Annotated in this window: 17 protein-coding genes and 1 tRNA gene; 14 read left to right on the top strand and 4 right to left on the bottom strand. The window is 63.3% G+C overall.

What is annotated here, in order from left to right; genetic code table 11:
* Positions 1-44 precede the first annotated feature (44 nt).
* The 7 genes from HWE04_RS04850 (at position 45) to pnuC (ending at position 8,585) form a co-directional block, all read left to right on the top strand.
* A complete protein-coding gene (locus HWE04_RS04850) occupies positions 45-851 on the top strand; it encodes a TatD family hydrolase (RefSeq protein WP_241811683.1) in 807 nt (268 codons plus the stop codon).
* The gene (locus tag HWE04_RS04845; RefSeq protein WP_241811682.1) at positions 851-3,340 is read left to right on the top strand and encodes a DNA internalization-related competence protein ComEC/Rec2; all 2,490 of its coding nucleotides are present in this window, start codon (positions 851-853) and stop codon (positions 3,338-3,340) included. Before HWE04_RS04850 ends, HWE04_RS04845 begins: the two co-directional genes overlap by 1 nt.
* A 98-nt stretch (positions 3,341-3,438) precedes the next feature.
* A complete protein-coding gene (locus tag HWE04_RS04840) occupies positions 3,439-4,248 on the top strand; it encodes an alpha/beta fold hydrolase (protein WP_241811681.1) in 810 nt (269 codons plus the stop codon).
* Between the two features lie 200 nt (positions 4,249-4,448).
* Positions 4,449-6,101 (top strand): CTP synthase, encoded by a 1,653-nt coding sequence (locus tag HWE04_RS04835; RefSeq protein WP_006464011.1) that lies wholly within the window; start codon positions 4,449-4,451, stop codon positions 6,099-6,101.
* A 113-nt stretch (positions 6,102-6,214) separates the two neighbouring features.
* Positions 6,215-7,498 carry a phosphopyruvate hydratase gene (gene eno / locus HWE04_RS04830; RefSeq protein ID WP_241811680.1) on the top strand — a complete coding sequence of 428 codons (1,284 nt, stop codon included), beginning with the start codon at positions 6,215-6,217 and terminating at the stop codon, positions 7,496-7,498.
* A gap of 53 nt (positions 7,499-7,551) precedes the next feature.
* Entirely contained in the window at positions 7,552-7,944 is a 393-nt protein-coding gene (gene ftsB, locus HWE04_RS04825; protein ID WP_077236762.1) for a cell division protein FtsB, read from the top strand.
* 35 nt (positions 7,945-7,979) lie between these two features.
* Positions 7,980-8,585, top strand: coding sequence for a nicotinamide riboside transporter PnuC (pnuC, locus tag HWE04_RS04820; protein ID WP_006464008.1), 606 nt, complete (start codon positions 7,980-7,982; stop codon positions 8,583-8,585).
* Between the two features lie 33 nt (positions 8,586-8,618).
* Here pnuC and HWE04_RS04815 read toward each other — a convergent pair whose 3' ends face one another.
* The 3 genes from HWE04_RS04815 to HWE04_RS04805 all read right to left on the bottom strand — a co-directional run bounded on the left by HWE04_RS04815 (position 8,619) and on the right by HWE04_RS04805 (position 11,919).
* Positions 8,619-10,232 carry a GGDEF domain-containing protein gene (locus HWE04_RS04815; RefSeq protein ID WP_234293786.1) on the bottom strand — a complete coding sequence of 538 codons (1,614 nt, stop codon included), beginning with the start codon at positions 10,230-10,232 and terminating at the stop codon, positions 8,619-8,621.
* Between the two features lie 281 nt (positions 10,233-10,513).
* On the bottom strand, positions 10,514-11,167 hold the full coding sequence (locus tag HWE04_RS04810) for a response regulator (protein WP_241811679.1): 654 nt from the start codon (positions 11,165-11,167) through the stop codon (positions 10,514-10,516).
* Between the two features lie 83 nt (positions 11,168-11,250).
* Positions 11,251-11,919, bottom strand: coding sequence for a sensor histidine kinase (locus HWE04_RS04805; RefSeq protein WP_241811678.1), 669 nt, complete (start codon positions 11,917-11,919; stop codon positions 11,251-11,253).
* Between the two features lie 202 nt (positions 11,920-12,121).
* Here HWE04_RS04805 and HWE04_RS04800 point away from each other — a divergent pair.
* Positions 12,122-12,198 (top strand) — tRNA-Arg (locus tag HWE04_RS04800).
* 99 nt (positions 12,199-12,297) lie between these two features.
* Here the strand turns inward: HWE04_RS04800 and HWE04_RS04795 are convergent.
* Entirely contained in the window at positions 12,298-12,708 is a 411-nt protein-coding gene (locus HWE04_RS04795) for a response regulator (protein WP_241811677.1), read from the bottom strand.
* Positions 12,709-13,183: 475 nt separating this feature from the next.
* Between HWE04_RS04795 and HWE04_RS04790 the strand changes: the two genes are divergently transcribed.
* The 6 genes from HWE04_RS04790 (at position 13,184) to HWE04_RS04765 (ending at position 19,597) form a co-directional block, all read left to right on the top strand.
* Complete coding sequence (locus HWE04_RS04790; protein WP_039875735.1) at positions 13,184-14,299, top strand: patatin-like phospholipase family protein; 1,116 nt, start codon at positions 13,184-13,186, stop codon at positions 14,297-14,299.
* Positions 14,300-14,398: 99 nt separating this feature from the next.
* The gene (locus HWE04_RS04785) at positions 14,399-16,075 is read left to right on the top strand and encodes a methyl-accepting chemotaxis protein (protein ID WP_006464002.1); all 1,677 of its coding nucleotides are present in this window, start codon (positions 14,399-14,401) and stop codon (positions 16,073-16,075) included.
* Positions 16,076-16,285: 210 nt separating this feature from the next.
* Positions 16,286-16,831, top strand: coding sequence for an iron transporter (locus HWE04_RS04780; RefSeq protein ID WP_006464001.1), 546 nt, complete (start codon positions 16,286-16,288; stop codon positions 16,829-16,831).
* Between the two features lie 105 nt (positions 16,832-16,936).
* Positions 16,937-17,278, top strand: a complete 342-nt coding sequence (locus HWE04_RS04775) for a cupredoxin domain-containing protein (protein WP_006464000.1) — start codon at positions 16,937-16,939, stop codon at positions 17,276-17,278.
* A gap of 45 nt (positions 17,279-17,323) precedes the next feature.
* Positions 17,324-18,202, top strand: coding sequence for an FTR1 family iron permease (locus HWE04_RS04770; protein ID WP_241811676.1), 879 nt, complete (start codon positions 17,324-17,326; stop codon positions 18,200-18,202).
* A 57-nt stretch (positions 18,203-18,259) separates the two neighbouring features.
* On the top strand, positions 18,260-19,597 hold the full coding sequence (locus HWE04_RS04765; protein ID WP_006463998.1) for a 4Fe-4S binding protein: 1,338 nt from the start codon (positions 18,260-18,262) through the stop codon (positions 19,595-19,597).
* Positions 19,598-19,626: the final 29 nt, after the last annotated feature.

Below are 19,626 nucleotides of genomic sequence, written 5' to 3'. Positions count from 1 at the left end.
TCCCGTGGGCGGGGTTTCCGATTTTTCGCCAGGCCAGCCAAACCATGTGGGTCGATACGCACTGTCATCTCGACGCCGGAGAATTCGGCGCCCGTTCCCCAGCCGTTGCCGACGAGGCCGCGCAGGCTGGGGTGCGGGCCATCGTGATCCCGGCCATCGCGCGCGTCAATTTCGACACGGTGGGGCGCCTGGCGCGGCAAGTCGGCAATGCGGTCTATGCGCTGGGCATCCATCCGCTGTATGTGCCCACGGCCCAGGAAGCTGACCTGCAGGTGCTGCGCGAGGCCATCGCCAGTGCGCTGGAAGACCCGCTGTTCGTGGGCATCGGCGAGATCGGGCTGGATTTCTTCGTGCCGGCCCTGAAGGAGGCGCCGCTGCGGGAGAAGCAGGAGTTCTTCTTTGCCGAACAGTTGAAGCTGGCGCGTGACTTCCAGCTGCCGGTGCTGCTGCACGTGCGCCGCTCGCAGGACATCATCTTGAAGCATCTGCGCCGCATCCGCGTTCCCGGCGGCATCGCCCATGCCTTCAACGGCAGCGACCAGCAGGCGCGCTCCTTCGTCGAGCTGGGACTGCACCTGGGCTTCGGCGGTGCCATGACCTTCCCGCGCTCGCTGCAGATTCGTCGCCTGGCGGCCGAATTGCCGTTGTCGTCCATCGTGCTGGAGACCGACGCGCCCGATATCTCGCCGGCCTGGCGCCATCCCGACATCAATACCCCCGACCAGATTCCGCGCATCGGCGAGGTCCTGGCCGAGCTGCGCCAGATGCCGCTGCACGAGATCGCGGCTGCCACCACCGCCAATGCCCAGGCCGCGCTGCCGCGGCTGGCGCACGCCGGGCTGGGCCTCTGATGCGCGCACTGATCATCGGTTTCGCACTGGGTGCAGGCCTGCTGCAACTGCAGTCGCAGTTGCCCGGCATCGAGTGGTATGTGATCGGGCTGGTGCTGGCGGGCTTGCTGGCCTTCACCGCCCGCCGCTTCTGGCAACCCTTCCTGCGCGTGCCGTTGCTGCTGACCTGTGGGGCCTGGCTGGGTTTCCTGTGGGCGGCTTCGTTTGCACTCTATTATCTGGATCGGGAGCTGCCAGCGGCCTGGGAAGGGCATGACGTCACCGTCATCGGTACCGTGGCCGATCTGCCTTCGCCGACGGGGCAGGGCCTGCGTTTCCGTTTCGATGTCGAACAGGTGGTGCTGCAGGGCGGGGTCAAGCCGCCCATCCCGCCACGGCTGGCCTTGAGCTGGTATGGCAACCAGCGCTACCAGGCGCCCACCGAGGATGGCGAACAGGCTGCGCCGGCGCGGCTGGCCTTGCCGGACCTGCAGCCGGGCGAGCGCTGGCGCCTGCAGGTGCGCTTGAAGCGTCCGCATGGCAATGCCAATCCGGATGGCTTCGACTATGAATTGTGGCTGCTGCAGGATGACGTGCGGGCCACCGGCTATGTGGTTGGGCGGCCGGCAGCGGCTTCCGCGCCTGCCTCGGCGGTGAATCGTCGTCTCGATACCTTCGTATGGACGCCCTGGCATGTGATCGATACCGCACGTGGCTGGTTGCGCGACCGCGTCGACCAGGCCTTGCCGGATGCGCCCTATGCGGGCGTGATCGCGGCGCTGGTCATGGGCGACCAGCGCGGCATCAGCCAGGCCGACTGGAATGTCTTCAACCGCACCGGCATCGGTCACCTGATGGCCATCTCCGGCTTGCACATCACCATGCTGGCAGCCTTGTGCGGCGGTCTGGCCAGCTGGCTGTGGCGGCGCTCCTTCTTCACTGGCGCGCAGTTGCCGCTGCGCCTGCCGGCGCAGAAGGTGGCGGTGATCGTCGGCATGCTGGTGGCCTTGCTGTATGTGTTGCTGGCCGGGTTTGGCGTGCCGGCGCAGCGTACGCTCTACATGCTGGTGGTGGTCGGCATTGCCTTCTGGCGCGGGCGCATCGTGCGGGTCTCGGTGGTGCTGTGCCTGGCGCTGGCGCTGGTAGTGCTGCTGGACCCGTGGTCACTAATGTGGCCGGGCTTCTGGCTGTCGTTCGGGGCGGTGGCCCTGCTGCTGTATGGCACGGTGGGGCGCATGCAGCCGCCGCAGGCGATGGCGGCCGCCGCGGCCAGCAAGCACTGGGGCGCGGCGCTGGTGCAGCGGATCAAGGAGGCCAGCCATGCGCAATACGTGGTCACGCTGGGTCTGGTGCCGCTGACGATGCTGCTGTTCGGGCAGTATTCCCTGGTCAGTCCCATTGCCAATGCCATCGCCATTCCGCTGGTGTCATTGGTGATCACGCCGCTGGCGCTGGTGGGTAGCGTGCTGCCGACCGTGCTGGCGCAGTTCGTGCTGCAGGTGCCGCACCTGCTGCTGGTGTGGCTGGCCGATCTCCTGCAGGCGCTCAGTGCCATGCCGTGGGCGGTCTGGCAGACGCCCTTGCCCAATGGCTGGGTGTTCGCCCTGGCTCTGGGCGGCACCTTGCTGGTGCTGGCGCCGCGCGGCTGGCCGGTACGCTGGCTGGGCTTGTTCGGCTGGCTGCCGCTGCTGCTCAATGCCCCCGTGGCACCGGCCGAAGGCAGCATGCGGGTGACCGCCTTCGATGTCGGGCAGGGCATGGCGGTGCTGGTGGAAACCCCGGGCCATCGCCTGCTGTATGACACCGGTCCCTATTACAGCGCCGAATCGGATGGTGCGACCCGGGTGATCCTGCCGTATCTGCGCGCGCGGGGTATCGATCATCTGGATCGGGTGGTGATCTCGCACAATGACAATGATCATTCGGGCGGGGCGGTGTCCCTGTTCAAGAACATGGCCGTGGACAGCGTGTATTCGTCGCTGGCGGAGGATAGCCCCATCCTGCGCGTAGCACCGCTGGCCACGCGCTGCGAGGCGGGTCAGTCGTGGAACTGGGACGGCATCGGCTTCACCATGCTGCATCCCACCCCAGCCAGCTATGAGAGCGACAAATGGCGTCCCAATGCGCGCAGTTGCGTGCTGAAGGTGCAGATCGGCCGGCAGTCGGTGCTGCTGGCCGGAGATATCGAGGCGGTGCAGGAAGACGAACTGCTCAACGGTCGCATGGCCGAGCGCCTGCCTTCGACGGTGCTGCTGGCGCCGCATCATGGCAGCGGCACCTCGTCCACCGAACCCTTCCTGCGGGCGGTGCGTCCGGAGCTGGCGGTGTTCCAGGTCGGGTACCGCAACCGCTTCAACCATCCCAGGCCGGATGTCTACGAGCGCTATGGCCGGCTGGGCATACGCCGTCTGCGGACCGACGAATCCGGCGCGCTGACCATGACCCTGGGCGACCAGTTGCAAGTGGAGCAATATCGCAAGCAGCACGCGCGCTACTGGTACGGCCGCTAGGCCTGCACTGAGGTGCATTTCGCGATGCGGGAAAATAGCACGCTCGCGGCCCTGGCCGTTTTGCTATGCTGCCGCCATTGTCTTGCATCCCGGTCTCCATGCACCTTCCCATCCTGCATTTTGCCCATGCCAACAGTTACCCGGCGGGTACCTATGGCATGTTCTTCGACCAGTTGCGTGCCCATTACGATGTGCGCGCCCTGGCCATCCATGCCCATGATCCGCGCTTTCCGGTCGATGACGGCTGGCGCACCCTGGCGCGGGAGCTGCGCGAGGAGCTGGAGCGCAGCTACCACGCGCCGGTGATCCTGGTCGGCCATTCCATGGGCGGCATCCTGTCACTGATGGCGGCCCGCAAACGCCCACAGCTGGTGCGCTGCGTGGTGCTGCTGGATTCGCCGATCGTGGCGGGCTGGCGGGCGCAGGTGTTGCGCCTGTCCAAGTTGTTCAAGTATGAGAGCCGCTACTCGCCCTCGGTGGCGTCGGCGCGGCGGCGCGAGCACTGGCCCGATATCGAGGCGGCCTACCAGCACTATGCGGCCAAGGCGCTGTTCGCGGCCTGGCCGCAGCAGGTGCTGCGTGACTACGTGGCACACGGCCTGGAGCCGCACGCCGGCGGGGGAGTGCGCCTGCGCTTCTCGCGCGAGACCGAAACGGCGGTCTATCGCACCATTCCCCATCATCTGGGACGTGTCCTGCGCCAGCCTTATCCGGTGCCGATCGGCTTCGTCGGCGGTGTCGATTCGGTGGAATGCCGGCTGGCCGGGCTGGAGGCCACGCGCCGGCTGGTGGGGCCGCACTTCCGCCAGATTCCCGGCGGCCATCTGTTCCCGATGGAGTCCCCCGTACAGGCCGCCCAGGCGACGCACGCCATGATAAGCGAGCTGTTGCAGGGCCGTCCGGGCTGAACCAAACTGCACATACAGAGTCAAGAAGCTGAACCCTGGCTGAAGCCGATGAGAGGCTTGCTCAGGGAACTATGTTTTCCTGCTGCAAGTTTGGCGAAGTCGCGACATCGGCGACACTTATCGCTGCCTGTCTTAAAAAACGAGCGCATTTTGGGGTATAATTTGAATTTCCCGCATGTGCCGTTCGGCACTCATCTGTAATGACCAAGTTTGTATTTGTCACTGGCGGCGTCGTGTCTTCCCTGGGTAAAGGGATTGCCGCCGCGTCCCTGGCTGCGATCCTCGAATCGCGCGGCCTCAAAGTCACCCTCCTCAAGCTCGATCCCTACATCAACGTCGACCCCGGCACGATGAGCCCGTTGCAGCACGGTGAAGTGTTCGTCACCGACGACGGCGCTGAGACCGACCTCGACCTGGGCCACTACGAGCGTTTCATCTCGGCCAAGATGAAGAAGGTGAACAACTTCACCACCGGCCAGGTGTATGAATCGGTGATCCGCAAGGAGCGCCGTGGCGAGTACCTGGGCAAGACCGTCCAGGTGATTCCGCACATCACCAACGAGATCCAGGAATTCATCCATCGTGGCGCCGAAGGCTTTGACGTGGCGCTGGTGGAAATCGGCGGCACCGTCGGTGACATCGAATCGCTGCCCTTCCTGGAGGCGGCGCGCCAGCTGAGCCTGCGCTCGGGCCGCAACGCCACCGCCTTCGTGCACCTGACCCTGGTCCCCTTCTTGGCCTCGGCCGGCGAACTCAAGACCAAGCCCACCCAGCACAGCGTGCAGAAGCTGCGCGAGATCGGCATCCTGCCCGACGCACTGCTGTGCCGTGCCGACCGCCGCATCCCGGACGACGAACGCGACAAGATCTCGCTGTTCTCCAACGTGCCGGCCGATGCCGTCATTTCGGTCTGGGATGCCGATACCATCTATAAGATTCCGCAGATGCTGCACGACCAGGGTCTGGATACCATCATCTGCGAAAAGCTGGGCCTGTCGCCCAAGGCGGCCGATCTGTCGATGTGGGACAAGCTGATCGATGCGCAGAACAATCCTTCGCACGAAGTCACCATCGGCATGGTCGGCAAGTATGTCGACCTGACCGAGTCCTACAAGTCGCTGACCGAAGCGCTGCGCCACGCCGGCATCCACACCGGCAGCCGCGTCAACATCGAGTATCTGGATTCGGAAGAGATCGAAGCCAACGGTACCGACGGTCTGGGCAAGTACGATGCCATTCTGGTGCCGGGCGGCTTCGGCAAGCGCGGTGTGGAAGGCAAGATCGCCGCCGCCCGCTATGCCCGTGAAAACAAGGTGCCTTACCTGGGCATCTGCCTGGGCATGCAAGTGGCGTTGCTGGAATACGCCCGCAACAAGGCCGGCCTGACCAAGGCCAACTCGACCGAGTTCGATCCGGACACCGAACAGCCGGTCGTGGCCCTGATCGACGAATGGCAGAACCACGACGGCAAGGTCGAGCGCCGCGATGCCAATTCCGACCTGGGCGGCACCATGCGCCTGGGTGCGCAGACCTGCGCCGTCAAGCCGGGTACCCTGGCCGCGGAAATCTACGGCGACAGCGTGACCGAGCGTCACCGCCATCGCTATGAGGCCAACAACTTCTACCTCGGTCGCGTGGAAGAGGCCGGCATGGTGGTCTCGGCCCGTACCCCGTCCGAAGATCTGTGCGAGATCATGGAATTGCCGCGCTCCGGCGAGAACGCTCACCCGTTCTATATCGGCGTGCAATACCACCCGGAGTTCAAGTCCACTCCGCGTGACGGCCATCCGCTGTTCATCTCGTACATCCGCGCGGCGCTGGCGCATCACGCGGCAATCAAAGGCCAGGCGTGACGGTCTGAACGTGTGCATGAAACGGCTGCCGTCGGGCGGCCGTTTCATCATGGGCGCCCCGGCCACCGGGCCTGCACCCGCCAACAATTTTTAAAACCTTGATGGAGATCTGAATGAGTGCAATCGTTGATATTATCGGCCGCGAAGTGATCGACTCCCGTGGCAATCCCACCGTGGAATGCGATGTGCTGCTGGAATCCGGCGTGCTGGGTCGCGCTGCCGTGCCTTCGGGCGCATCCACTGGTTCGCGCGAAGCGATCGAACTGCGTGACGGCGACAAGAGCCGCTACTTCGGCAAGGGCGTGCTGCAAGCCTGCGAAAACATCAACACCGAAATCTCGGAAGCCATCATGGGCCTGGACGCCAATGAGCAAGCCTTCCTGGATCGCACCCTGATCGACCTGGACGGTACCGAGAACAAGAGCCGCCTGGGCGCCAACGCCATGCTGGCCGTGTCCATGGCCGTGGCCAAGGCTGCCGCTGAAGAAGCCGGCCTGCCGCTGTATCGCTACTTCGGTGGCAGCGGTTCCATGCAGATGCCGGTGCCGATGATGAACGTCATCAACGGTGGCGCGCACGCCGACAACAACCTGGACATCCAGGAATTCATGATCATCCCGGTGGGCGCACCGAGCTTCCGTGAAGCCCTGCGCTACGGTGCCGAGGTGTTCCACACCCTGAAGAAGATCCTGCATGACCGCGGCCTGGCCACCTCGGTGGGCGACGAAGGCGGCTTCGCACCCAACGTCTCCAGCCACGAAGAAGCCATCAAGCTGATCATCGAAGCCATCGAGAAGGCTGGCTACGAGCCGGGTACCCAGATCGCCCTGGGCCTGGACTGCGCCGCTTCCGAGTACTACAAGGACGGCAACTACCACCTGGCCGGTGAAAACATGGTGCTGACCCCGGCCCAGAAGACGGGTCTCCTGGCCTCCTGGTGCGACAAGTACCCCATCATCAGCATCGAAGACGGCATGGCCGAGAACGACTGGGCTGGCTGGAAGCTCTTGACCGAAACCCTGGGCAAGAAGGTGCAGCTGGTGGGCGACGTCCTGTTCGTCACCAACACCAAGATCCTGAAGGAAGGCATCGACAAGGACATCGCCAATTCCATCCTGATCAAGATCAACCAGATCGGCACCCTGACCGAGACCTTCGCCGCCATCGAAATGGCCAAGCGCTCCGGCTACACCGCCGTGATCTCGCACCGTTCGGGCGAAACCGAAGACTCGACCATCGCCGATATCGCCGTCGGCATGAACGCACTGCAGATCAAGACCGGCTCCATGTCGCGTTCGGATCGCATGGCCAAGTACAACCAGCTGCTGCGTATCGAGGAAGACCTGGGCGATATCGCCAGCTACCCGGGCCGCGCTGCGTTCTACAACCTGAAGTAACACATTTGCGGCGCCCACCCTGAAGGCAGGCGCCGCAAAGAGAGCTCCCGGCTATGCGCCTGATCATCCTCTGCCTGTCCTTTCTGCTGGTGTTGATCCAGTACCCGCTCTGGCTGGGCAAGGGCGGCTGGTTCAAGGTCTGGGAGCTCGACCGTCAGGTCCAGCTGGCGCACAAGAAGAACGACGAACTCAAGGAGCGCAACGCCAAGCTCGCCTCCGAAGTGGACGACCTGAAGCAATCCAAGGGCGCCGTCGAAGAACGTGCGCGTTTCGAGCTGGGCATGATCAAGCAGAACGAAATCTTCGTGCAACTGCTCGATGGCAGTTCCGGCAAGCCCGCCAATGCCGCCAATCCGAATCCCTACATGCCTGGTTCCGGGCAACCCAACAGCGTCTCCATTCCCGCCAACGCACCTGCGGGTGGCGCGCGCGCGGCTACGCGCTGATGGTCTGATACGCTCCTGAATCTGCCTGCTGCTGCATGAGTCCCGACACTCCGCTGACCTGGTTCGGCCTCACCACCACGCCGCTGGAGCTGGTGTCTTTCGCCCTGGCCGTGCTGACGGTCTGGCTCAATATCGGCCAGAACCACTGGGCCTGGCTGTTTTCCATCCTGTCCTCGCTGCTGTATGCCGCCGTGTTTGCCGACGCGCGCCTGTATGGCGACGCCGGCCTGCAGTTCGTCTTCGTGGCGGTGTCGGTTTGGGGCTGGTATCAATGGTTGCGTGGCGGCGAGCAGCACCGGCCGCTGCAGGTGTCGACCTTGACGCGATCCGGCTGGGCCATGATGGCGACCGCCTGGCTGGCCGGGTGGTGGCTGCTGTCCTGGTTCCTGCAGCGCTACACCGATACCGACGTGCCGCACATGGATGGCTTCCTGACCGCCGGTAGCCTGGTGGGGCAGTTCCTGCTCTCGCGCAAGAAGCTGGAGAACTGGCTGGTGTGGATCGCGGTGGACGTGCTCTACGTCGGCCTGTACCTGTACAAGCACCTGACGTTGACGGCCATGCTCTATGCGCTGTTCGTGGTGATGGCCGCCGCCGGCTGGCGACGCTGGAAGCTGGCCGGCAGCGGCAGTCCGTACTGAGGCCGTACGGAGCTGCTGCGCCCGGCGCTGCGGCTAGACCAGCGGTGCGGCACCGGCGGGTGGTTCGGCAAAGATGATGCGGTTCTTGCCGGCGTTCTTGGCCTTGTAAAGCGCGACGTCGGCGCGCTTGAGCAGCTCTGCCTGGCTTTCACCCGGGTGGTAGACCGCCACGCCGGCACTGAAGGTGATCAGCAGGCGCTGGCTCTCGTGCATGAAGATGCGCTTGGTCAGTTCGCGCTGCACCCGCGTGATGATCTGTACCGCATCCTGCGGCGTGGTCTCGGGCATCAGTACCACGAATTCCTCGCCACCGAAGCGGGCGATCACATCCAGCTTGCGCAGCGTCTCCTTGATCACCTGCACCATGTGCACCAGCACTTCGTCACCAGTGGCATGGCCATGGGTGTCGTTGATGCGCTTGAAATCGTCCAGGTCCAGCAGGGCTACGCACAGCGGCGTGTCGCGCCGTACTGCATTGGCGATCTCGCGGTCCAGCGATTCGTCCATGCCACGGCGGTTCAGGCTGCCGGTCAACTGGTCCTCGCGCACTAGTTCGCCCATCTGCTGCAGCTGCTGCTCCAGGGTGTGGATGCGATCTTCGGCCTTTTCCACTTCCTGGCGCGCATCTTCCATGGCGTCGCGCGAGCGGGTCGCTTCTTCCTGCGCCTTCTGGGTTTCGCTCATGATCTCGCTGAGCACGCTGTTGAGGTCGGCGATGTTGCCGGCCTGGCTGATCTGCTGCGAGAAACCGCGAATCGTGCGCTGGTAGTTGTCGGTGGTGGAGACCATGGCCGAGAGCCGGTCCACGAAGGTCAGCATCATGTTCTTGACCACCACCTTTTCCTCGGACAGGGTGTTCTTCAGCAGACCCTGCTTGTAGATCACTTCCTTGAGGTTCTTGGTGGCGTCGGCCAGCGAGGTGCTGCTGAGCGGCCCGGCGATCAGGCTTTGTACCGTTTCGATCTGGCTGGACAACCAGGAGCCCTGTTCCAGCAGGCCGTTGATGTTTTCCAGCAGCAACTGGAACAGGCGCATCAGCAGGTCCTGCTGCTGGGCCATGTCATCGGTCTTGAGCTCGATCTGGAAGCTCAGTTGCTTGACGCGGGCGATGATGTCGTTCATCGCCTGTTCCGAGAAGGCGGTCTTCAGGTCCTGGCCGCTGTCGCGCGATTCGTTGGCCAGCTCCGGCGCGGTCGAGAGCAGCGAGGGCAGGTTGAATACCAGCACCCGAGCCAGCATTTCGCGCAGCATCTTTTCCTTCTTGCTGTCGCGGATGAACTGGCGCTCCAGATCGATGGGGACCAGCTCGCCGTGCGGCACCACGGGTGCGGCCGGAGCGATAGGGCGGCTCTGCCAGTTGGCGTCGGAGAATTCCAGCAGCTGGCGCTCGAATTCTGCCCAGTCGCCGTTGTCGCGGGCGCGTACCAGCCGCGTTCCCAGGAGACCATTTTCTCCCGGCTGGCGCGACAGCTTGGTGGCGAAATTTCCCAATACGGCTTCGGCTGTCACGCCAGGGGCATCCCCCTGGATTTCTTCATAGGCGATGCGGTACGCGTCGGGAGTGGGCGCGATGCGCCTGGCCCCCAGTCGCTGGAAAGCTTCTCGGGCGATCTCGACAGGCGTGAGCGTGGTCGGTTTCTTGGACATGCCGGCTGACTCTATTGTTGGTGTGTATGTCGGTTTGCGACAGGGAGTTCCTTACGGTATCGGCGCACAGGCGTATTGCTTGAGCACTGTTGCCGACCGGCGATCACCTGGCAGACGCCGACAGGTCCCCCTGCTGCCGACAGTCCGTTGTCAGCCTCCTGAATGGGAGGGACAAAATGACAACTAATTGTACGTCAGCGCCTTTTCGCGGCATGCATTTAATAGGGGGAGAAAAGGGCCGCATCAGCCAAAGCAGCTGCGGCTGTCTGTTTCTGTCTCTTTTATTCCACCAGATTGTTCTTGAGCGCGTAGTGGGTCAGTTCGGCGTTGTGACGCATCTTCATCTTGGCCAGTACCCGCGAGCGGTACATGCTGATGGTCTTGACCGAGAGTAGCAGCTCGGCGGCGATGTCGCTGACGGTCTTGCCGGAGGCGATCATGACCATGGTCTGGTATTCGCGGTCGGACAGGGTTTCGTGCAGGGGGGTGTCGTGATCGAAGCCGATCTGGGTGGCCAGTTCCTGCGCCAGTGAGGGACTGACGTACTTGCGGCCGGAAGCGGCCTGGCGGATGGCGGCCAGCAGTTCGGCGGGCGCCGCCTGCTTGTTGAGGAAGCCAGCGGCACCGGCCTTGAGGGCGCGGATGGCGTATTGATCTTCGCGGTGCACGGAGAGGATCAGCACCGGCAAATTGGGTTGCTCCTTGCGGATCTGCTTGAGGATGTCGATGCCGTTGCGGTCGGGGAGCACGATGTCCAGCAACATGACGTTGCCATCGCCTTCGCGCGCCAGCTTGATGGCTTCCAGGCCGTTGGCGGCATGCCCGGTCACGAGGATATCCTTGGTGCCGGCGCAGATCTGGCGCAGACCCTCGCGCACGATGGCGTGGTCATCAGCGATCAGGACCTTGATGGCGGCGGTGACTTTCTTGCTCATGGGCGGGCGCTTGGTTCCTCTGGAGGTGCTGCGGATGGCGCCGGCCGGGTAGGCTGCGCGAGGCCGTATTCTATAGCGTTCGCTCAGAGAGGGACAGGCATCCGGAGGACGATGCTGCTGCCGCCCTCGCTCCCTTTGCTGCCACCGCGTTCCAGCGCCAGGCTGGCACCCAGCGCCTGTGCGCGCTGTCGCATGTTGCGCAGGCCCTGTCCGTGCTGGCGCACGGCCTGCGGGACGAAGCCGATGCCGTTGTCGGTAATGGCCAGCAGCAGGGTGCCGTTCGCCAGGGTGAGCTTTACGTCGATCTGGCTGGCCTGTGCATGGCGCACGGCATTGTTGAGCGCCTCCCGGGCGATGCGCAGCAGGCTCAGCACCACGAACTCATCCTCCAGCGGCAGCGCGGAAGGACTGTCGAGGCGGCACGGCAGCCCGCTTTGCCGGGTCACCTGGCGGCACTGCCAGGCGAGGGCGTCAACCAGGCCGAATTCAACGATGGGGGGGCGCAGGTCATCGATGATCTGGTCCATGCTCTGGTGCGCCTGCGCCAGCAGTTCCCGGGCGTAGTCGGCATGGCCGAGGGCGGATCCGGTCTCGCCGCCTGCGCTCAGCTGCTCCCGCAACTGGCCCAGCGCCATGCCGATACCGACCAACTGGGCACCCAGCTCATCGTGCAGGTCGCGCGCGATGCGGGCGCGCTCTTGCTCGCGGATGCGCTGTTCGTGCGTCAGGTCGGTAGCGGCGTGGTCGGGCATGGGGCAGGGTGGGGTGGATCGAGTCGCCATCATAGCCGCCGGGCGAGATGCGGTCATCTCCAGCATGCTGTGCAAGGGTGCGGATCAGCTTAGTCGGAAGTGAAGGGGCAGGGAATTTCTTGGTAATTATTCTGCAAATCCAGGAAATTTCGCGGCGGGGGCTTCCCAAAGGCAAAAACTTGCTGCTATAATTTTGTTTTTCGCGGCTGTAGCTCAGCTGGATAGAGTACTTGGCTACGAACCAAGGGGTCGTGGGTTCGATTCCTGCCAGCCGCACCAGATATGAAGGGTCCATCGCAAGATGGACCCTTTTGTCTTTCTGGTCCCGCCTTTTTGCCTTCCTTCTGCTTTCTCCCCCGATTCTTCTCGCCTTCTTCCCTAGTCCGCTTTCTGGCTGTCAGTCGGGAGCCAGCGTGCGACGGTGTCACTGACGACCTGCATGAATTCACGGGCATCCACCGGCTTGACGATGTAGTCGCTGGCGCCTGCCGTGCGCGAGCGGGCGGCGTCGGTCTCATCGTAGGAAGTGGCGAACATGACCACCGGCAGCGCTTGTGTAAGCGGATGGGAGCGCAGCAGATGCAGCAATTCCAGCCCTTCCATGCGGGGCAGGCGTGGCTCGATGAAGATCATGATGGGAAGGGCTTCCGGCTGGCTTTGCGCCTGCGGGCTCAACAGCGACTCCATGGTGTGCTCGGCATCCTCGAACCAGCCGAAGGCGCAATCCAGCTTGCTGCGCCAGAGGCTGAAACGCGCCAGTTCCACCGACTCCGGACTGGGATCGACCATCAATATGCTGGGGCGGGACATGCGTATGAAAGGAGCTGGACCTGTGTTTTTTTAGATATGGCACTTTTTTGCCCGCCAAGTTTGACATACGGAGTTACATAAATCCATTGCTGTTTGCTCACCGTCCGCCGGCCCGCGCCGCTGGTGGGCCCTTGCGCGGTGGTCCGATCATTGGCGTCCAGTGCCAGCGTCCTCCGATCTAGCCTATTTTGCTTACGCCAAAATGACAGATCGGTACTTTTTACGCCCGGCGCTTGCCCTATGTCCCCGCTGCCCCCTCCCTGTCTGGCTCATTAAATTTCTGAATGCCAGATATGAGGTAATAAAATCTCGCACTGCAGCATTTTGACGTTGCCCCTCGGCTATATTTCCACCGTGCGTAAAAGTTACGTTGCCGCGGTAAGGGAATGCGGTATCGCGATGCTTCCGGTGCATCGCACAAAAACGGCTGGATGCCAACATAACAGGGGGTGCGATGAAAGATTCGCCAGGACGAAGCAGGAAGGCGCTGGTCATCGGGGGCGGGGCGCCCAACTCGACATTGATTGCCGGCGCGCTGGCGGCGTTTCTCGACCAGGGGGTGGAGTTCGACGTGATCTCCGCCTCGGGCGCGGGGGTGCTGATGGGGCTGCTGGCGACGGCGCCGCGCGATGTCTCGCCGCGTGAAGCACTGCTGCAATGGGCCGAGGTCGGGGTGGCCGACAGCATCTACAAGCTGTTCCCGGTCAACTACAAGGTGTTCAAGAAGCCAGGAGTGCAAGCCGAAACCTATCGTGAATCGATGCTGGGCCAACTGCCGCAGATACCGGGACTGGCCGGCAGTCCGTTTGCGGAGCTCCTGACCCGTCACTTCGCCGATGCGTCGGCCAAGTGGAACGACTGGATGCATCTGATGATGTCGGCCATGTCGCCCTCCGACCTGCATTCGGGCAGCCTGGGTCTGTGTGCCCATCTGCCCTTCCTGGAGCAGTCCATCGATTTCGGCGCTGTGCCGGGCATGCGCCCGGAATTCTTCATCAACGCCTACAACATCGACCGCCACCATATGCAGATCTGGAACAAGGACCAGATCACGCCGGCACACGTGCGGGCATCGCTGTCCTTTCCCTTCCTCTATGCGCCTACCGAAATCGACGGCGAAAACTACATCGAGGGCGCGGCACTGGATACGCTCAATTTCACCCCCTTCATTACCGACCCGGAGACTGGCGTGGCGCCAGCCGGCGAGGTCGATACTCTGGTGGTGCTGGATATCCTGGGCGAGGACCGACTCATCCGCAAGCCGCGCAATCTCTACGATGCCTGGGTGCGTTCCATCATCACGCCGCTGGTCAAGATTTCCAAGACCGAGCAGCGCCTGTTCGAGCTGGAGCACAACCGTGATCCGCAGACCGGCGCCCAGCGTCGTCAGGTGCTCAAGGTCGACCTGATGGGTGGGGTGCCGCAGCAACACTGGCCGCAGGTTCTGGACTGGTCGAGTTCGAACATGCAGTTGCTGTTCGATGTGGGCTATCGCGCCGGCCTGGATTTCTGCCGGCAGCATCACGACCTGCTCGACGCTACGGCACCGGAAGCGTCGCTGGCGGCCTGATCCACCGGGCTTCATCCATCTACGCTGCCACTCCTGTTTGCGTAGTTGACGTACCACCGTGCTTCGGCACCTTTTATTCTCATCGATGGATTTTCAATCATGACCATTACCAAGCGCCTCATCATCACTCTCTCGACGGCCCTGCTGGCGCTGCTGTTCGTCGGTGCCGGCGGCCTGTGGCAATTGCAACGCGCCCAGCAGCGGCTGGAGCTGATCCAGAACCACATCATCCCGGGCATGGATAGCCTGAACCTGCTCAAGGGCTACCTGGCCGATTCGCGCCTGGCCGGCTATCGCCTCTCGGTGTTTGCCAACCTGCCCGACAAGAGCGCCTTGCAAAAAGCGGTGGACGCCGCCAACAAGGCACTGGATGAAGAGTTCGCCCACTACGAGCGCGACCTGATCTTCGATGACAAGGATCGCGCTCTGATCCAGGCCGACAAGGCCAATATCGAGGCCTATCGCAAGGCGCTGGTGCCGTTCTTCGCTGCCGCCTATGCCAATGACATGGACGGCGTACGTGCCACGCTGCAAGCCGGCACGCCGCTGGCGATCTCGGCGGCGGCCGCCAAGAAGGGCTTCGACGACCACATCCTGATCGGTCGCAAGATGATTGATACCGTCAAGCAGGAGAGCGACGAGGCCTATGCCTTCGCCCTGCGCAGCATGATCGCGGTGATCGTGGTGGCGGTCCTGCTCACGGGCTTGCTGGGCATCCAGATGCTGCGTAGCGTGATCCGTAGCCTCGGCAAGATCCAGCAGACCTTTGAGCACGTCAGCCAGACCCTGGACCTGTCGCGTCCGGTGCCGGTGGAACGCATGGATGAAATCGGCCGTACCGCCGCCGCCTTCAACAAGCTGCTGGCGCGCATCGTCGACGTGGTGGCGACCACCCGCAGTTCGACCGACTCGGTCACCGTGGCGGCACGCCAGATCGCCGCCGGCAACGCCGACCTCTCGGCGCGCACCGAGCAGCAGGCCGCTGCACTGGAAGAAAGTGCCTCCAGCCTGGAACAATTGACCTCGGTGGTGCTGCAGAACACCCAGAACGCGCGCCAGGCCAATGAGCTGGCGCAATCGGCGTCGCATATCGCTTCCCAGGGTGGCGACGTGGTGCGCCAGGTGGTCGACACGATGAATTCCATCAATGATTCCTCGCGCAAGATCGTCGACATCATCGCCGTGATCGATGGCATTGCCTTCCAGACCAACATCCTGGCGCTCAACGCAGCGGTGGAAGCTGCTCGTGCCGGCGAGCAGGGACGCGGCTTTGCCGTGGTCGCATCGGAAGTGCGTTCGCTGGCCCAGCGCTCGGCGGCCGCGGCCAAGGAGATCAAGGAATTGATCGACGACTCCGTGGACAAGGTCGGCAGCGGCAGCAAGCTGGTGGAGCAGGCCGGTACCACCATGAGCGAGATCGTTGACAGCGTGCAGCGCGTGACCCAGATCGTCGGTGATATCGCCGATGCCAGCGAAGAGCAGAGCACCGGTATTTCCCAGGTCAACCAGGCGATCTCGCAGATGGATCAGGGCACCCAGCAGAATGCCGCCTTGGTGGAGGAGGCTGCCGCTGCAGCGCAAGCCCTGCAAGGGCAGGCCGAGAAACTGGAAAGCGTGGTGGCCGTGTTCAAGCTGGAACAGCGGGCTGCCGCCGGTCTGGGAGCCGCGACTGCGCCAGTGCGTTCGGTGGATGTCACGCCCAAGGCAGCACGCCTGCCGGCGACGCCGTCCCCGGTTGCCAGCCGGAAGATGGAGCCCGAGCTGGAAGAGTTCTGAGTCCCGATCCTGTCTGCGGGCCCTGAGCAAGGGGCCGCTTGCCTGCGCCAGACGCCGTCCGAGTCATTTCGGGCGGCGTTTTTGTTTGTCTTTCTGCCCACTCCAGTCAGCATTGCATTGGAAGAGTGCAGAGGTAGGCGAGCAAGACTGGCTCAAACGATGATATACTTAATGCTAATCATTATCATTTGACCACCAGGAGAATACGCAATGATCGGTTTCAAGAAACTTGCCGTCGCCGCAGTGCTGAGCATGTCCTTCGCCGGAGCCGCCTCGGCAGCTGAATACCCCATCGGCAAGCCGCAGATCCAGAACGGCTTCGAAGTCAACGCCGTCTACCTGCAGCCGGTGAAGATGGAACCGGACGGCATGATGCGCAAGGCCGAGGAATCCGACATCCACCTGGAAGCCGACATCCGCGCCGTGGCCAAGAATCCCAACGGTTTCGCCGAAGGTGACTGGATGCCTTACCTGGTCATCAAGTACGAACTGACCAAGGCCGGTTCCACCAAGTCCATCAAGGGTGACATGATGCCCATGGTCGCCAACGACGGCCCGCACTACGGCGACAACGTCAAGCTGGAAGGTCCGGGCAAGTACAAGCTGAAGCTGACCATCTCTTCGCCGCAGGCCAATGAGCATGCGCACTTCGGTCGCCACGTCGACAAGGAAACCGGCGTCGGTCCGTGGTTCAAGACCTTTGAACTGACCTATGACTTCACCTTCGCCGGCATCGGCAAGAAGGGCGGCTACTAAGCCCTCGTGGAGCGCGGGCCGCTGGCCCGTCTCCCGTGAATCGACTCCGGCCTGCTGCCGTGGCGGCGCGCCGGTTATATCGTTTTCAGGATTTTCGGAGTTTCGATGATTGCAAGCATTGTCCGTTCGTCCCTCCTGGCATTGACCCTGTTCGGCGCGGCCGTGCAGGCACAAGCCTCGGACCTGCCGACCTTCAAGCTGGAGATGCAGGACGGCAAGCTGATTCCGCCGCGCATCGAAGTGCCGGCCGGTCAGCGCATCAAGATCGAGGTGCACAACATCGGCAAGTCCGCCGCCGAGTTCGAGAGCGTGGAACTGCGCAAGGAAAAGGTGCTTGCCCCCGGCGCGCAATCCTTCGTGGTGATCGCGCCCTTGCGTCCGGGCGAGTACAAGTTTTTCGACGACTTCCATCTCAACATGCCGCAGGGCGTGATCGTCGCCAAGTAGGCGGCGGTGTTGCAGGGAGTCCAGGTTTCTAGGGAAGGGTAGTTCATGGGACAGGTCATGTTCATCGTCTGGCGCGAGAGCGTCGAGGCGCTTCTGGTGGTCGGTATTCTGTATGCCTGGCTGAAGAATGGTGACGTCAGCGCGCGCCGCGGCATTCCCTATCTGTGGGGCGGCGTGGCTGCCGGCGTGCTGCTGGCTGCCGGTCTGGGCGCGGCGCTGCTGGGATTCTCGGAACTGCTCTCGGGCGACGCCCAGACCTGGTTCCAGATCGCCATCGTGCTCATCGCGGCGGTGCTGATCGTGCAGATGGTGTTCTGGATGCGCAAGCACGGTCGCACGCTCAAGAAGGACATGGAAAGCTCCATGCAGTCCAGCTACGAGAGTGGCAACTGGTGGGGCGTGTTCGTGCTGGTGATGCTGGCCATTGCCCGCGAAGGCAGCGAGACCGCGGTGTTCCTGTACGGCATCGGCCTGGGCCAGCAGGAGGCCAGCACGGCCTCGCTTGTGCTGGCCGGCGTGATCGGTTTCGGCCTGGCCTTCCTGACCTTCTATCTGTTGCAGCTGGGCGGCAAGATCTTCTCCTGGCGCCGTTTCTTCCAGGTCACTGAAGTCATCCTGTTGCTGCTGGCAGCGGGTCTGCTGGTCACCGGCGTGGAAAAGCTGTTCGACGTGATCCTGGAAAGCTCGGACATGCTGGCCTCGGCCAACTGGACCATGACCTTGACCGCACCGGTGTGGGACACCTCCATGCTGCTGGATGATTCCACCACCCTGGGCAGCCTGGTCTCCACACTGACCGGTTACCGCGCCCGTCCGGCGCTGCTGTCGGTGATCGTCTATGTGGTTTACTGGGCTGTGGTATGCTCGGCCCTCTATCGAAAACCCCAGCCTCAGCCCAAGAGCAAGAGGCAAGAAGCAGTCTGAAGCCTGATGACGACCTGTACGCAATCGCCGACTCTGCTCACGCGTACCGGAGAATGGATGCGCCGCAATGGCGCATTCATCCGAGGCCTGCAATGGATCGTGGTGGCCGTGTATGCGCTGCTGATCCTGGTCCCGGTGTTCCTCCCTCTGCCTGACGAAACCGCCCACCTGTGGTCCAACCTGACCCTGATCGCCCAGTTCGCCTTCTGGGGCATCTGGTGGCCCTTTGTGCTGGTGAGCATGGTGCTGATGGGGCGCGTCTGGTGTGGCGTGCTCTGCCCTGAAGGTGCACTCACCGAATTCGCCAGCAAGCACGGCCGCGGCAAGGCCATTCCAAAATGGATACGCTGGGGCGGCTGGCCCTTCGTGGCGTTCGCCCTGACCACCGTCTACGGCCAGATGGTCAGCGTCTACCAGTATCCCAAGGCGGTACTGCTGGTGCTGGGCGGTTCCACCGTGGGGGCCATGATCGTCGGCTACCTCTATGGTCGCGACAAGCGCGTCTGGTGCAAGTACCTGTGCCCGGTCAACGGCGTCTTCGGCCTGCTGGCCAAGCTGGCGCCGCTTCACTACAAGGTCGATGAAGCGGCCTGGCGCGCCTCCTACCATCCCGAACACAAGATCATTCCCATCAACTGCGCGCCGCTGGTCCCGCTGCGCAACATGAAGGGCGCATCCGATTGCCATATGTGCGGTCGCTGCAGCGGCCACCGCGACGCCATCGCCCTGACCTTCCGTCCGCCGGCCGTGGAAGTGGTGCAGTTCGGCAAGACCCACAACAATCTCTGGGAAAGCGCACTGGTGCTGTACGGCCTGCTGGGTATCGCCATCGGCGCCTTCCACTGGACCGTGAGCCCCTGGTTCATCGCCATTAAGCAGGACATCGCCACCTGGCTGATCGACCGCGACATCATGTGGCCCTTCGGCACCCAGGCGCCGTGGTGGCTGCTGACCAACTACCCGCAGCAAAGCGATGTCTTCACCTGGCTGGATGGCGCCATGGTGGTCGGCTACATCCTCACTACCGGCCTCGTGCTGGGCAGCGGAGTGGCATTCCTGTTCGCCCTGGCCACACGGCTGCTGGGCAAATGGGAATGGGGCCGCTTCAACCACCTGGTGCAGGCCCTGATCCCGCTGGCCGGTTGCGGCGTCTTCATTGGCCTGTCGGCGACCACCATCAGCCTGTTGCGTGCCGAGCACTGGCCGGTGTACTGGGCCAATGACGTGCGCGCCGCCTTGCTGGCTGCCATGACCTTGTGGAGCCTGTGGCTGTGCTGGAAAGTGGTCGCGCGCCACGCCGACGGGTGGGGCCGGCAATGGCTGGCGATGCTGCCCTTGATCGGTGGCCTGGCCCTGGTCAATACCGCCTGGTGGCTGATGTTCTGGGGCTGGTAAGCAGGGACGCAGCAGCGAAGTCAACACCA

Origin of the sequence: Herbaspirillum sp. C7C2, from assembly GCF_022627865.1 — a bacterium.
Classification (GTDB): Bacteria; Pseudomonadota; Gammaproteobacteria; order Burkholderiales; family Burkholderiaceae_D; genus Herbaspirillum; species Herbaspirillum frisingense.
Note: the sequence above shows the minus strand (reverse complement) of the source record. Positions and strands in the feature narration are given on the sequence as shown.

What these genes read in the sequence shown, in the direction of transcription:
- HWE04_RS04850 (WP_241811683.1), top strand. Translation starts at nt 45, where the DNA reads ATGTGGGTCGATACGCACTGTCATCTCGACGCCGGAGAATTCGGCGCC.
- HWE04_RS04845 (WP_241811682.1), top strand. Translation starts at nt 851, where the DNA reads ATGCGCGCACTGATCATCGGTTTCGCACTGGGTGCAGGCCTGCTGCAA.
- HWE04_RS04840 (WP_241811681.1), top strand. Translation starts at nt 3,439, where the DNA reads ATGCACCTTCCCATCCTGCATTTTGCCCATGCCAACAGTTACCCGGCG.
- HWE04_RS04835 (WP_006464011.1), top strand. Translation starts at nt 4,449, where the DNA reads ATGACCAAGTTTGTATTTGTCACTGGCGGCGTCGTGTCTTCCCTGGGT.
- eno (WP_241811680.1), top strand. Translation starts at nt 6,215, where the DNA reads ATGAGTGCAATCGTTGATATTATCGGCCGCGAAGTGATCGACTCCCGT.
- ftsB (WP_077236762.1), top strand. Translation starts at nt 7,552, where the DNA reads ATGCGCCTGATCATCCTCTGCCTGTCCTTTCTGCTGGTGTTGATCCAG.
- pnuC (WP_006464008.1), top strand. Translation starts at nt 7,980, where the DNA reads ATGAGTCCCGACACTCCGCTGACCTGGTTCGGCCTCACCACCACGCCG.
- HWE04_RS04815 (WP_234293786.1), bottom strand. Translation starts at nt 10,232, where the DNA reads ATGTCCAAGAAACCGACCACGCTCACGCCTGTCGAGATCGCCCGAGAA.
- HWE04_RS04810 (WP_241811679.1), bottom strand. Translation starts at nt 11,167, where the DNA reads ATGAGCAAGAAAGTCACCGCCGCCATCAAGGTCCTGATCGCTGATGAC.
- HWE04_RS04805 (WP_241811678.1), bottom strand. Translation starts at nt 11,919, where the DNA reads ATGCCCGACCACGCCGCTACCGACCTGACGCACGAACAGCGCATCCGC.
- HWE04_RS04795 (WP_241811677.1), bottom strand. Translation starts at nt 12,708, where the DNA reads ATGGTCGATCCCAGTCCGGAGTCGGTGGAACTGGCGCGTTTCAGCCTC.
- HWE04_RS04790 (WP_039875735.1), top strand. Translation starts at nt 13,184, where the DNA reads ATGAAAGATTCGCCAGGACGAAGCAGGAAGGCGCTGGTCATCGGGGGC.
- HWE04_RS04785 (WP_006464002.1), top strand. Translation starts at nt 14,399, where the DNA reads ATGACCATTACCAAGCGCCTCATCATCACTCTCTCGACGGCCCTGCTG.
- HWE04_RS04780 (WP_006464001.1), top strand. Translation starts at nt 16,286, where the DNA reads ATGATCGGTTTCAAGAAACTTGCCGTCGCCGCAGTGCTGAGCATGTCC.
- HWE04_RS04775 (WP_006464000.1), top strand. Translation starts at nt 16,937, where the DNA reads ATGATTGCAAGCATTGTCCGTTCGTCCCTCCTGGCATTGACCCTGTTC.
- HWE04_RS04770 (WP_241811676.1), top strand. Translation starts at nt 17,324, where the DNA reads ATGGGACAGGTCATGTTCATCGTCTGGCGCGAGAGCGTCGAGGCGCTT.
- HWE04_RS04765 (WP_006463998.1), top strand. Translation starts at nt 18,260, where the DNA reads ATGCGCCGCAATGGCGCATTCATCCGAGGCCTGCAATGGATCGTGGTG.